At 62.2% G+C, this 13,930-nt stretch carries 9 protein-coding genes; 6 read left to right on the top strand and 3 right to left on the bottom strand.

Annotated elements, in window-relative coordinates; genetic code table 11:
• Position 1: 1 nt before the first annotated feature.
• From AC6IW9_RS12085 to AC6IW9_RS12075, 3 genes are all read right to left on the bottom strand, one after another.
• Complete coding sequence (locus AC6IW9_RS12085) at positions 2–4,324, bottom strand: strawberry notch-like NTP hydrolase domain-containing protein (protein ID WP_497763986.1); 4,323 nt, start codon at positions 4,322–4,324, stop codon at positions 2–4.
• A gap of 234 nt (positions 4,325–4,558) precedes the next feature.
• Positions 4,559–6,670, bottom strand: a complete 2,112-nt coding sequence (locus AC6IW9_RS12080; RefSeq protein WP_497763985.1) for a ParB/RepB/Spo0J family partition protein — start codon at positions 6,668–6,670, stop codon at positions 4,559–4,561.
• Positions 6,671–6,844: 174 nt separating this feature from the next.
• Positions 6,845–8,041 (bottom strand): DUF932 domain-containing protein, encoded by a 1,197-nt coding sequence (locus tag AC6IW9_RS12075; RefSeq protein WP_497763984.1) that lies wholly within the window; start codon positions 8,039–8,041, stop codon positions 6,845–6,847.
• A 205-nt stretch (positions 8,042–8,246) separates the two neighbouring features.
• Between AC6IW9_RS12075 and AC6IW9_RS12070 the strand changes: the two genes are divergently transcribed.
• From AC6IW9_RS12070 to AC6IW9_RS12045, 6 genes are all read left to right on the top strand, one after another.
• Entirely contained in the window at positions 8,247–8,825 is a 579-nt protein-coding gene (locus tag AC6IW9_RS12070; protein ID WP_497763983.1) for a restriction endonuclease subunit S, read from the top strand.
• 9 nt (positions 8,826–8,834) lie between these two features.
• Positions 8,835–10,403, top strand: coding sequence for a type I restriction-modification system subunit M (locus AC6IW9_RS12065; protein ID WP_497763982.1), 1,569 nt, complete (start codon positions 8,835–8,837; stop codon positions 10,401–10,403).
• A 247-nt stretch (positions 10,404–10,650) separates the two neighbouring features.
• Positions 10,651–11,358 (top strand): GIY-YIG nuclease family protein, encoded by a 708-nt coding sequence (locus AC6IW9_RS12060; RefSeq protein ID WP_497763981.1) that lies wholly within the window; start codon positions 10,651–10,653, stop codon positions 11,356–11,358.
• Positions 11,355–12,653: a restriction endonuclease subunit S gene (locus tag AC6IW9_RS12055; protein WP_497763980.1), complete on the top strand. Its 1,299-nt coding sequence runs from the start codon at positions 11,355–11,357 to the stop codon at positions 12,651–12,653. The genes AC6IW9_RS12060 and AC6IW9_RS12055 overlap by 4 nt, the downstream gene beginning before the upstream one ends.
• Positions 12,650–13,354, top strand: coding sequence for a DUF3800 domain-containing protein (locus AC6IW9_RS12050; protein ID WP_497763979.1), 705 nt, complete (start codon positions 12,650–12,652; stop codon positions 13,352–13,354). The genes AC6IW9_RS12055 and AC6IW9_RS12050 overlap by 4 nt, the downstream gene beginning before the upstream one ends.
• On the top strand, positions 13,354–13,809 hold the full coding sequence (locus AC6IW9_RS12045; RefSeq protein ID WP_497763978.1) for a hypothetical protein: 456 nt from the start codon (positions 13,354–13,356) through the stop codon (positions 13,807–13,809). Before AC6IW9_RS12050 ends, AC6IW9_RS12045 begins: the two co-directional genes overlap by 1 nt.
• The last annotated feature ends 121 nt before the right edge of the window (positions 13,810–13,930 follow it).

Here is a 13,930-nt window from a genome sequence, read left to right as displayed (position 1 = left end):
GTCACGCTGCCTCCTTTTCGCTGACGCGCTGGAGCGGATAGCGCTCCATCAGTTTCGCCAGCACCGCCGGGCCGCTCGCGTCGACGGGCACGAACATGCGCAGCTTCCAGGAGATGATTTCGTGGAACAGCCCATAGGCGGAGAGTCTTTCACGCATGGCGTCGGTGAATCCCGACAGCTCGATGCGGTGCGCGCCCATAACGCGAACGCGGCGAAGTTGGAGATCCTCGGCGAGGTGGAGAACGGCGCGGCCATCCGTCAGGGCAGCGAACGCATCCTCTGCGGAGAGATCGGTGGCGCCAGCTGCGAGCGCTGCCGCGACCCAGGCGGCCGTGACCCGGCGGCCGATGATGCGCTCGCCGTCATCGGTTTGAAGGCGATAGACTCGCGTCGAGTCCTTCGGCAGGCGTTTCCAGATCGGCAGCAGCAGGCCAGCGACGATATGGATCGTGCTGTCGGAGAATTCCGGCACGGCGGCGACCTCGACGCCCCACGCGGCGGCGAAAGCGTGTCCGTCGACCTCGGTCCAGTGACTTTCCTCCATCATCTTCAAAGACGCATAATGCTGCTCCATCGGCCGGATGAGGCGCACGCGCTGCTCGATCTCGCCATCGTCGAGCATCAGCGACGGCGCAGGCAGTTGGATCGCCGCTCGGCCCGAGCGCTCGTTGACGAGCGGCACGGCGCGCCGATCGGCGAGAAGATCGAACGTCCGGTCGAGCGTCAGGGGAAGATTGCGCTCGCGCTGTGTGATCGTCAGCAGGCGCGTCTCCGCGCCTGTGCCGGGATGGGTGTAAATGGTTCGGCGATTGGTGACGAGGAAACTCTCGGCCCGCAGCGTCTCGAGCCCGACGTCATAGACGCCAGCGGCGATGGCTCCTTCGACCTTCGCGTTCAGCAATTGCTCGAATGCGGTAAACAGAACGCCCTGGAGCTCGATGGTCAGCGCCAGCAGTCGATTGAGGAAGGTGGTTATCGGCGGCAGTTCGTCCTTGATCCCATTGGAATCCGTCAGCGACAATCCCGTCGCATCTTCGAAGGTCTGCAAGGAACAGCCTTCGATCTTGCCGCGGACGAGCAGCAGATAGAGCTGTCGCAACGCGTCGCGCGCGTAATGACTCTCCAGATTGTCCTCGGGACGAAACAGGCCCTGGCCGCCCGTCTGACGCTGGCCGCGCGTGATCGCGCCGAGCGTGTCGAGCCGGCGCGCGATGGTCGATAGAAAGCGCTTTTCTGCCTTCACATCGGTCGCGATCGGACGAAAGAGCGGCGGCTGCGCCTGATTGGTACGATTGGTGCGCCCGAGGCCCTGGATGGCGGTATCGGCCTTCCACCCCGGCTCGAGCAGGTAGTGGACGCGGAGCCGACGATTCCGGGCGGAGAGCTCGGCATGATAGCTGCGCCCGGTGCCGCCGGCGTCGGAAAAGACGAGGATGCGTTTAAGATCGTCCATGAAGGCGGCGGTCTCGGCGAGATTGGCCGAGCCGGCGCGGCTTTCGACGGCGAGGCGCTCGCCCTTGCGGACAATGCGCCGCGAGCGCCCCGTCACCTCGGCGACCACATCGGTCCCGAAACGCTGGACGATCTGGTCGAGCGCCCCGGGCACCGGCGGCAAGGAGGAGAGCTTTTCGATCAACGCAGTGCGGCGGGCGACCGCCTCGCGGCTCTCGACCGGCTGGCCGTCGCGAAAGACAGGTCGCGACGACAGATTGCCTTCACTGTCAGTAAAGGGTTCGTAGAGCTGCACCGGGAAGGAATGAGCGAGATAGTCGAGCACATATTCGCGCGGCGTCATGTCGACCTGGATGTCGTTCCATTCCTCGGTCGGAATTTCCGCGAGGCGGCGCTCCATCAAAGCTTCGCCGGTCGAGACGATCTGGACGACGGCGGCGTGACCTTCCTTCAGATCGTGCTCGATCGAGCGGATCAGCGTCGGCGTCTTCATGCTCGTCAGCAGATGGCCGAAGAAGCGCTGCTTGGCGGATTCGAACGCGGATCGCGCGGCGGCTTTGGCCTGCCGGTTGAGCGTGCCGGTCGCGCCGGTGATGTTGGCCGCCTGCATGGCGGCGTCGAGATTATTGTGGATGACGGCGAAGGCTTCGGCGTAGGAATCGTAGATGCGGGTTTGCTCCGGCGTGAGTCGATGCTCGACCAGCTCATATTCGACACCCTCATAGCTGAGCGAGCGCGCCGTATAGAGGCCGAGGGCGCGAAGATCGCGGGCGAGCACCTCCATCGCCGCGACGCCGCCGGCTTCGATCGCCTCCACGAATTCGGTGCGCGTCGCGAAGGGAAAATCCTCGCCGCCCCAGAGGCCGAGGCGCTGGGCGTAGGCGAGATTATGGACCGTGGTGGCGCCGGTCGCCGAAACATAGACGATGCGGGCATTCGGCAAAGCGTGCTGGAGACGAAGTCCTGCGCGGCCCTGCTGCGAGGCGGCCTGGTCGCCGCGTTCGCTCTTGCCGCCGGCGGCGTTCTGCATGGCGTGGCTTTCGTCGAAGATGATCACCCCGTCGAAATCGGAGCCCAACCATTCGACGATCTGCCGCACGCGGGAAGCCTTCTCGCCGCGTTCATCGGACCGCAGCGTAGCGTAGGTTAAAAATAGGATGCCTTCCTGCAGCGAGATCGGCTTGCCCTGCGGGAAGCGCGAGAGTGGTGTGACGAGCAGGCGCTCCATGCCGAGCGCCGACCAGTCGCGTTGCGCATCCTCGAGCAGCTTGTCGGATTTGGATATCCACAGCGCCCTGCGGCGGCCATGCATCCAATTGTCGACGATGATCCCGGCCGACTGGCGGCCCTTGCCGGCGCCGGTCCCATCGCCCAGCATGAAGCCGCGCCGGAAGCGAATAGCGCTGTCGGCGTCGTCACGCGCCGCGGCGGTGACGTCGAAGGTCTCGTCGACCGTCCATGATCCCGCGAGAAACGCCGAATGGGCGTCGCCGGCGTAGATCACCGTTTCGAGCTGGGCGTCGGACAAAAGTCCGTCGGAGAGGATGTTCGCCGGCAGCCGCGGCCGATAGCTCGGCTTCGGCGGCGCGACCGAGGCCATGGCGGCGGATTGCACCAGCTTAGTGGGGTGCGCCTGAGAGCCGGGAATACGGATCGACTGCAATCCGTATTCTTCATAGATCGCATCTGTCAGGCGAGCGCCTTCCAGCGGCGCCCAGTCGATGGTCTCATAGGTGAGCCCCACGCCCTCGGGCGCGCCGGGGAGCGTCGCTCGACGAACCGGAGCGTTTCGAACGGAAATGGCCGGCTCCGTGCGCGGCCGCGGACCGCTGGCCGGCGCCGGCAAGGCGATCGGCAGGCGCGGCGGCGCCAGCTCGCCGATCCAGGCGAGGAGCGTCGCGACATCGGGCGCTGTGCCGTGCGACGCCGGAAAGACTCTAGGATCGTCCGCTGGCAGTTTGTCGATGATCGTAAGCCGCGTCTCGATGGTCGTGCCGTGCTTCGCGTAGACAGCGCCATCGATCGCGGCGGAAAAGACGACGCGGCCACGCTGCTGAAGGTGGATAAAGGCGTCTCGCCAAGCTGGCGTGTCGGGCGCGACGTTCGCGCCCGTGATCGCGACGAGTCGGCCGCCATCGGCCAGCCGCGCCAGGGCGGAGGCGATGTGACGATAGGCGGCGTCCGCCATTCGACCAGAGACATTCGCCATCGCCGAAAACGGTGGGTTCATCAGCACGACGGAAGGAGTGATCGCCGGATCGAGATGATCGTCGATCTGCGCCGCATCGAAGCGGGTGACCGGAACGGAGGGAAAAAGAAGAGAGAGAAGCTCTGCGCGGGTTTCGGCGAGCTCGTTGAGAACGAGGGATGCGCCGGCCATCTCGGCGAGAATGGCGAGCAGTCCGGTGCCGGCCGAGGGTTCGAGAATGCGGTCGGCGGGCGAAATCGCGGCTGCGACGAGAACCGCGAGGCCGAGCGGGATCGGCGTCGAGAATTGCTGGAACGTCTCGCTCTCCTCCGATCGGCGCGTATGCGTCGGCGAGAGGTCTGCGATCTTCGACAGCATCGGAAGTGCGGCGGCCGGAGAGCCGGTTTTGCGGAAAATCGCCTTTCCGTATTTGCGCAGGAACAGAGCCGTCGCCGCCTCGCAGGAGTCATAGCCCATCTTCCAGTCCCAGGAGCCGGAGGCGTCCGACGCGCCGAAGGCGGACTCCATCGCCGCGCGAAGAATGGCGGCGTCGAGGCGTCGGCCATGTTCGAGATGGGGAAGAAGACGGCGAGCCGCGTCGGCGATCGCGGAGCCGGTAGAAGAGCGGCGGGCCAGAGTCGACGCAGCCGCATCGGCGGCTGCGGGTGCAGACATCTTGGACATGGAAGAGGTCTCGGGAGAGCGGGAGCGGACGAGCCGGCGGGCGCTCTCTCTCGAACCAGCCGGGCTCGCTCCTCCCGGCCAAACTCTTCCTCTCACGGCGTCTCCAACGGGCCGCGTACGAGCGGTGTCATCGGGATCGCATGATGGCGGGGTCACATGCGCTTGATTATGGAGCTCTCGATCGCCGGCATGAAAAATGGCGGAGTGCTTTGCAGCGCTCCGCCGATAGATCATTCAGCCGCAATCGGAATTGGCGCTCTCATTCGCTTCATCGTCCGAGAGAAACTCAGGCAGCTCTCCGGATTCGCCGGCTGTTTCGCCCACTTCGAGATCAGCCTGTTCGAAATCGTCGAGCCTCAAAGGCTCAGGCAGCCAGCCGGAGCCGGCGAGCAGGCGTTCGGCTTCGACCGCCATCTCGCCCTTTTTCAAATGTTCGATGAGCTGAACCGCCCGTTCGCCCTTGGCTTCGCGGACGGCATCGAGAATTCGTCGCTTCGGCACGCGACCGAGATAATTGTCGACGGTCGGTTTCCAACCGGCGTCGACCATGTTCAAGCCGACCGCGCGAGCGAGCCGATCGGCATTCTTCAGGCGCTGCTGCACTGAATGCGCCGTGACCGCGCCGCCGCCATAGCGGTCCGTCTTCTCATGGAGGGCGTTGACGCCATGGCTGACGCAATGCGCAAGCAGCGCGAGGCGATGCGTGTCGTCGAGGCCGACAAGCCAATCCCAGAGCTCCTGGTCGTCTCCGGGAATGCTCGATTTCCATGCGTCCTGCCGCTCTGCGATCGCATGCGAGCTGGCGCTATTCTTCAAATCCGTGGGCTGGATCGGAAAGGATATCTGCCGCAAGGAGATTTCCAAGCCGGCGGCCGAAGTCGCCGCGTAATGGAAGGTGTCGGCGACGAGCTTATGCAGCAGGGCCGTAATGGCGACACGCGGACTATTCGCGACCGCGTTCTGTAGCGCCAATGTTCTGTACGCCGTTAGCTCGATCATCAGCCGCTCGGGCAATGGCGCGAGCGTGTCGGTTTCATCTTCCTCCGAGTCGACCGGGTGGCCTTCGATGGTGATGACGGTCTGCTGCACGGCGGGAGCAATGGCTGGTGACGATTCGACTGTGCCCGCATCCTCGTTCGTGTTCTCCTCATGAGCGGGCGCCTCGTCCTCGTGCCGCACATGGCCGCGATCAATAGATAGAAGGCCTTCGGCGTCGATGCTGACGAATGCTCCGGCGCGAGCGACATCGGACGGGTCGAAGCTCCGCGGTCGATTTTGCAGCTCGGCGAGCGCAGTCTCGATCTCGCCCAGGCGCCTGTCGATATCCTCCGGCAGTTCGTCGACTTTCTCATATTCGGTCTCCAGGCTCTCATGTTCGGCCTCGAGCGAATCGATCGTCGCCTGTTCGTCGTCGGTCAACTCGGTGGACGCGCCGACGAGTTCTCTCAGCCCATTCGTATGTCCGAACGGGAACGAGACCGCGACCTCGACCCATTTCCAGCCTTCGGCGGCGACTGTTTCGGCCGCCACCTTCAACTTTTCGATGACGAGGCTGTCGAGCAACGCGACATTTTCCAGCCAGCCGCCGTCATCGTGCTGGAACAAGTCGCGCATGACGATTCCCCCAGCCGCTTCATAGGCGTCGAGACTGACGAAGACGGCTCGCCGATCAGCGGCGCGCACCGCTTTTTCCGTCAGCATGCGACGGATCTGGTAAGGTTCCTTCGACCAGGACTTTTCCAGCGCTGTCCAGACCTGCTCCTGCCGAGCGTGGTCCGACGAAACGGCGAAGGCCATCAACTGCTCCAGCGACATTCCGTCCTCGGCATAGATGTCGAGGAGCTTCTCCGACACGGTGGTCAGCCGCAGGCGCTGCTTCACGACATTGACGCCGATGAAAAAGGCCGCGGCGATGTCCTCCTCCGACTTTCCCCTGGCGCGCATCGCCTGGAAGGCGCGGAACTGATCGAGCGGGTGCAGCGGCGCGCGCTGGACATTCTCGGCGAGCGAGTCGTCTTCCGCGAGGATGTCGCTCGCGGGATTCCGGACGACGCAGGGGACGGGCGCCGTTTTGGCGAGCCGCTTCTGTTTGATCAGAAGCTCGAGCGCCCGATAGCGGCGACCGCCCGCGGGAATTTCGAACATGCCGGTCTCGGCGCCGTCTGCGTCGAGCACCGGCCGGACGTTCAGGCTCTGGAGTAGCGTGCGGCGCGCGATGTCCTCGGCGAGCTCCTCGATCGAGACGCCGGCCTTCACCCGCCGGACATTCGCCTGGGAGAGGACGAGCTTGTTGAATGGGATGTCGCGCGAGGACGACAGTGTGATCTTCTGAACGGCAGTAGCCATGGGGATGAACTCCGTGACGAGCCCGCCGAAAGCCTCTCTCTCGGCTCGCAGCCCGTCACGAAGCGCGGCGCCGCCCTCTGACTCTGAGGACGGCGCCGCGGGAAAGAGGATCAGCAGATGCGGAAAGGCACGGAACCGAAGACACGGATTTCCGCGTCTCCGGATTTCTGGAATTCAGGCTGCGCGATCGAGGAGCTTCTTGGCGCGCGCCTCCAGATCGAGACGGGCGTCCTGATGGGTCTTGTTCCGCGCGACGGCGGTAATACCCTGCACGAAATCGAAGATGCTCTCGGGCTTGCGGCCTTCCTCGGTCAACACGGTCTCGATGATCTTCGCCGTCTCCCTCTTGGAAAAACCGCGCCGTCGCAGGAAGTCGTCTCGGTCCTCATCAGTGCGGGCGACGATCTTCTCCCGCGCGGCCTTGATGCCGTTCACGAATGGCATGGGCGAAGAATCGGCGAAGTGCGTCAGCGCCGGCGCTGCCTCATGTGCGAAGCGGGAGGCGGCGTATTTCGAGTGGCGGATGGTGATTTCCTCGAAATCTTCGACGCCCCACAGATTCCTGTTTTGACAGACCGCGCGGAGATAGAAGCTCGCCATGCCGAGCGTCTTCGCGCCGACTTCAGAATTCCAGCAGTAGAAACCGCGGAAATAAAGATCGGGCGAGCCGTCCGGCAGCCGACCGGCTTCGATCGGATTCAGATCGTCAACAAGGAAGAGAAAAACGTCGCGGTCCGAGGCGTAGAGGGTCGTGGTGTCTTGCGTGATATCGACACGCGGATGATAGACGCCGGTCGACCAGTCGAGCACGCCCGGCACCTTCCAGCGCGTATCGCCTGTGCCGTTGCCGGCGATGCGCTGCACCGCCTCGACGAGTTCATGGTCGTAGATGCGGCCATAATCCGGGCCGGTGACGGCGCGGAGCTCGATACGGCCATCTTCGATCTCCAGCGTCTTGACCTGCTCGGCGCGATTCGACGTCAAGCCGTATTGGAGATTAATGCCGGCGAGCGGCGCCGGGAGTTGGCGGAGATAGGCCGCCGGCGCGCCGACCAAGCTCGCGAGCTGACCGAAACTCCAATGGGTCGGCGCGATCGGCGTGTCCGCGCCGGGCAGCACCAGCGTCAGGCGTTCAGCGTCCTCACGGCTGGCATCCACCCGGATTGCCGCGCTCTCCACGGTTCGGGTCCGGCTGCGCTCGGTCCGTCCGCGCACGGCCGCGTAGAGGTCCGACAGGGACAGGAAGCGCTCGTCAGGCGGCCGCGAGAACCACTCTGAGGACACGCGGCCGATTCGTTCGCCGCGGGATACATCCACTTTGTAGCCACCGGCGGGGTCCCGAACGGTGTTAAGAATTTCGACTTGGGTCATGAGTCATCTCCAGGACAGGGACCGGAGGTCTCTCCTCCGTCTTCAACCCGTCACGGCGAAGGCCGTCAGCACTCTCACTCTCTGCGGAGGGTTTTTGACCTCATCGCGCCGCGCGCCCGCTCCGTCGAAGCTATGTGGCGAAAATAAAATTGGAGCACCCCTCAAATTTGAGTTGACCGAAGCGCTCAGTTTTGCAATCTGAGACATGCTCGAACTCAGAGAAATTGCCGGAGTGCTCTCAGGGGTGGCGGTCCAAGAGGCCGAGGGCGGCCCTGCGCGGTTCGTTCGCCTCGCCGATCTTTCGGAGGTGAGGGCCGGACGCACGCCAGCGTTGATCTCGGGTGAGGCGCCCGCCGTGGCGAGAGCCCAAGCGATCGAGGAGGGAGATCTGCTAGTTGGTGCCCGCGGCGCTACGACCGATGTGTGCCTTGCAAGCGGTTCTGTGGTTGGGGCCTATATATCGTTAGATCTATACTTAGTGAGGCCTGATCTTACGAAGGTCGATCCTGAATATTTGGCGGCTTTTCTCAATTTGCCTGCCACGCAGGCGGTTTTCGGCGGCAGCAGGCAGGGAAGCGGTCTCGCCCGCCTTCCTAAGGACGCGCTTGAGGCGGTGTGCATTCCACTTCCCCAGTTGTCGCAGCAACGGGTCATTGCCGAGTTGGCTTGTTGCTTTCGAGATGAAGCCGACCTGCTGAGGCGGCTTTCCGATCTCAATTCCACCCTGGGCCGCGAGGCCCTCTCGCGTGCTATCCGCGCCGCAGCAAAAAGCACGAATTCATAGGAGATTTCAGTGACCACCCTCCAGCGAGACGACATTCTCTCTGCGGTTTGGCGCGCCTGTGACACGTTTCGCGGGGCCGTCGATGCCACGCAGTACAAGGATTATGTCCTGACCGCGCTGTTCCTAAAATATATCAGCGACGTGCGTCGTAAGCATGTTGAAGAGTTTCGACGCGATTACGGTTGCGACGAGCTTCGTATCCAGCGGCGGCTCGATCGCGAACGTTTCAAGTTGCCAATGGTGGAGCTGAAAAACAGCAAGACAAATAAAGTTGAGGAGAGCTTTCTCGGCGATTTTTACAGCCTTCACGAACGTCGAGGACGCGACAATATCGGTGAGCTAATCAACATCGTCTTGGATGCGATTGAAAAGGCGAATGAAGGCAAGCTCGGAGGCCTTTTTCGTGCAATCGACTTCAACTCCGAAACCAACCTCGGTCAGACGAAGGATCGCAATCGCCGACTGAAGACGCTGTTAGAGGATTTTGCCAAGCCGGGCCTCGACCTGTCCGAGACCTCCGAAGATATCCTGGGCGATGCGTATATTTTCCTGATCGAGCGTTTCGCATCGGATGCCGGCAAGAAGGCCGGGGAATTCTTCACGCCGCGAAAAGTGTCAGAGGTCGTCGCCAAGTTAGCGCATCCGAAGTCCGGGGAGCGGATTTGCGATCCTGCCTGCGGGTCAGCGTCCCTGCTTCTGCGCGCCGGCGAGGAGGTACCTGACCGCAACTTCCAACTCTTTGGCCAAGAGTCGAACGGCAGCACGCGTTCGCTGGCACGGCTCAACATGCTGCTGCACGCACAGGACAACGCACGCATAGAATGGTGCGATACGCTGAACTCGCCGACGCTCATCGAAAGCGACCATCTGATGCGCTTCGACGTGGTGGTCGCCAATCCGCCATTCAGCTTGGACAAGTGGTGGGGCAATACGGACTCGGAGGGCAATGCCCTCCCCGACCCGTACAAGCGCTTCACCCCCCATATGCCGCCCAAAAGCCGCGGCGATTATGCCTTCATTCTGCACATGCTGGCGATCACTCGGCCGACGGTCGGACGCATGGCGGTCGTCGCGCCGCACGGTGTCCTGTTCCGCTCCGGCGCCGAGGGTAAGATCCGCGAGAAGCTGATCCGCGACAATCTGCTCGATGCCGTCATCGGCCTGCCGGCGCAGCTCTTCCCGACCACCGGCATCCCGGTCTGCATCATGGTGTTCGATAAGGCGCGCGAAGCCGGCGGCCTCAGGTCGCACGAGCAAAACATTCTGTTCATCGATGCCAGCCGTGATTTCGAACCGGGCAAGAAGCAGAACCGGCTAACTGACGAGAACGTCGACAAGATCGTCGACACCTATCGCCGCCGGGCGGTGATCGAGCGCTATTCCCATGAGGCGACCTTCGAGGAGATCGAGGCCAACGGCTTCAATCTCAACATCCCGCGCTACGTCGATACGTTCGAGCCCGAGCCCGAGGTCGATCTTCAGGCCGTGCAGAACGAAATCCGCGAACTCGAAGCCCAGCTCGCCGAGACGCGGAAGAAGATGAACTTCTATCTGAAGGAGCTCGGCATCGATGTCTGACGCTCCCTCACGCGCGGCGTCCCGGCGAGGACGCACCTTGAAGCTCTATCTGGTCGATGGCTCGCCGTCCGGCGTCATCACGGCCGAACTCGGCATTTCCTCGGTTCGCGCTGCCGTCGCTTCGCGCACCGCCTTGCCCGATTTGATCCGGCGGGAAGAGGCGAGCCGCACGGGCATCTACCTTCTGGTCGGACCGGACCCCGATTTGCCGGGACGGCAGCTCGTCTATGTCGGCGAAGGCGACCATGTGAAGTCGCGGCTGGCGGCGCATGATGCCGACGAGGCGAAGGAGTTTTTCACCCGTGCGGTGCTGGTCGTCTCCAAGGATGAGAACCTGACCAAGGCGCATGGGCGCTATCTCGAAGGCCGCATCATTGCAGCCATCCGCAAGGCGGGGCGGGCGAAGCTGGTCAACGGCACGGAGCCGCCGTTTCGTGGCCTGCCCGAGCCGGAAATCGCCGACATGGAGCGCGTGCTGGACGAAATCGAAATCCTGCTTCCGGTGCTGGGCTTCGATGTGCTGCGGCCTGCAGGACAGGAGGCGGGCGCGCCAACCCGCGCTGACGCGAGCGAGAGCATCGTCGCGCCGGCGAAAGACGATCCCGACGCGCTCTTCACCTTCACCCAATCCGGCGCAGATGCGAAAGCGCGAGAGGCGAGCGACGAATTTGTGGTGCTGGCCGGATCGCTCGCCAAGCGGCAGGAAGTGGACAGTTGCGGCGAAGGGCTGAAGCGCCGCCGCGCGCAGCTCATCGCCGATGGCGTTTTGCAGCCTGCGGAAGACGCGAAGTTTTTGCGCTTTGCTGCCGATACTGCCTTCGACTCACCCTCCGGCGCGGCGGGCGTCGTCTATGGCGGCAATGTCAGCGGCAATCGTTATTGGAAACACGCCGCCACGGGCCAGACCTATGGCGAGTGGCGGAAGCGGCGAATTGGCGACGGGGGCGGGGTATGAGCGAAGTCGTCGAGGATATTGAGGGAGAAAATCCGAGCGCCTACCCGCCGAGCATCCAGGCGGGCATTCCGAAGCTCGGAAAAGCGCCGAAGGGTTGGACGCGTTTTAAGCTTGACGATTTGCTATATAAAGTTGACCGGCCCGCGAAGCTGATCGACTCCGAATCCTATCAACTCGTGACGGCCAAACGGAACCGGGGCGGAATCGTCGCGCGCGAAGTCCTGCGCGGCGATCAAATCAGAACGAAGACCCAGTTCTACGTTGAGACCGGCGACTTCCTGATTTCCAACCGGCAAGTCTCGCATGGCGCCTGCGGCGTTGTACCGGCAAGCCTTAATCGAGCGGTCGTTTCAAACGAGTACACGGCGTTCCACACGACGGACTCTCTCGATCCGGCATTCTTGAATGCCCTCTCTCACTCGGTTTATTTCCAACAAACCTGCTTTCATTCGAGCATCGGCGTACATGTCGAAAAATTGGTGTTCCGGCTTGAGAACTGGTTAGAATGGCAGTTCGATATCCCTCCGCTCGCCGAACAACGCCGCATCGTGGACGTGCTCGATGCGTGGGATCAGGCCATCGACCAGGCCGAACGCTTGATTGCCGGCAACAGATTTGCCTACCGCAGTGAATTGAACGCGTTTGCAGAATCAGAGCGCGTGCATGCTCCTCGCCTGGACGAAATAGCTCAGATTAACATTCGCAGCCTTACGGCCAGCACCGACCCTGACTTTGAATTTGACTATTTTGACATCGCTGCCGCAGAAGACGGGTCTGAGAGAGAGCTTTCTGGCCGCCTCTCGTTTAAAAATGCGCCGTCGCGGGCCCGGCGCCTAGTCGCTGACGAATCGGTTGTCTATTCGACTGTGCGACCGTTGTTAAGGCGTCTATTTACAACGAAAGGCCGACCGAATGTCGTCTACTCGACAGGGTATTCCATTTTGGAGCCGCTAGATCGTTGTTTAGTTGGCTATCTGAAGCATATTCTCGTATCCGATCGAGTTGAACGGCAGGTGTATGCCCGTCTGACTGGGTCCGGTTACCCGGCAATCAATGAGAATGATCTCGCCGAGGTCAGAATCCCGTTGCCAGATAGGGATAGGCAGATCGCCATTTGCGCTACGTTGGATGCCCGCGAGAAACAGCAGTCTCTGTACCTTAGGTATTTCAACGCCCTCCGCACCCAAAAGCGCGGCCTGATGCAAAAGCTGCTGACGGGCGAGTGGCGGCTCGACGAGCGCTTCGATCCGGAAGCGTTGACGCCCCCCGCATTGAAGGCCGGAGGGCGGTCATGAAATTCGAGGTCTATTGCGACGAAGCCCTGCCGGACCTGTTTACGTCGGCCAAGCCCCGCGCCCGCTATCTGATGATCGGTAGCCTCTGGCTGCCCGCGCACTTGCGTGAGGACGCCAAGGAAAAGATCGGGCGTCTGCGCAAGCGCCATGGCGTGTGGGGCGAGGCGAAATGGACCAAGATCTCGCCCGCCAAGGCGGACTTCTATCTTGAGCTCGCCGATCTGTTCATGAGCTATGGTATGGACATGCGTTTCCGCTGCATCGCGGTGGATCGCACCCAGGTCGACTTGGCGTTGCACAACGGCGACGGGGAGCTCGGCTTCTATAAGTTCTACTATCAACTCTTGCATCACTGGATTCTGGACTTCAACGATTACCGCATATTCTGCGACCTGAAGACCAATCGTGATCGCACTCGGCTCCTGGTGCTGAAGCGCTGCCTCGGCTACGCCAACAAATCCGCGACCATCGCCGACGTGCAGTCGCTTCCGTCACCCGAAGTCGCGCTCTTGCAGCTCTGCGACGTTCTACTCGGCGCTGCCAGTAGCCGCCTGAACGACACGTTGAAGCCTGGCTCGACAAAAGAGAGCCTCGTCAAGCTCCTTGAAGCACGTCTCGATCTGCGCGGACCGCTCGCAGCCACCGGAGCTGCGGAAAAGAAGTTCAATATCTTTAAGATACGTCTGGAAGGGGGATGGTGATGCCCCCGCTTCTGATTTTGGAGACCGAGGCCGATTATCGTCGGCACTTCGAAGCGTATTATTGCCGTGGCGTGATCACCACCCATGACGGCATTCGCGTCTACTTCAAGAAGGACGACTTCGATCACGCCTTCTTCGAAAGCACGCTTCGCAACGGCGTAAAGGACGCGACACTGTCCCAGGTCCGCGCGGAGAGGATGGACTGGATCGCGGCGACGCTCGCCGATCCGACGGCGGACCGGTTTCAAGGCTGGGACAGTAAGAACGGCCGTTATAGCCCGACACGCTGCGTCAGCGTCGTCTTCGGCAATTTCGTCGTGGTGATCCGTCTCGGCAAGAAGACCGACGACACACTGAAGGCGAGTTTCGTGACGTGCTATGAAGCAAACAACAGCATTGGGAAAATCCGCAGATCCCCCCTGTGGAACAAGGAGGATTGCCTCAATGCGCTCTGAGAAGGAGAAGCGGACGCTGATTTGCTACGCTGGCTCAGCGTCCGAAGCCTCGATAGGTTCAAAGCCGCTAGGCAGTGAACTCGGGACGTTCATATGTCTCTTACTCGCCAAAAGTCAATAT

The organism is Methylosinus sp. shoA (assembly GCF_059718125.1).
This window is presented reverse-complemented; position numbering and strand designations above follow the sequence as displayed.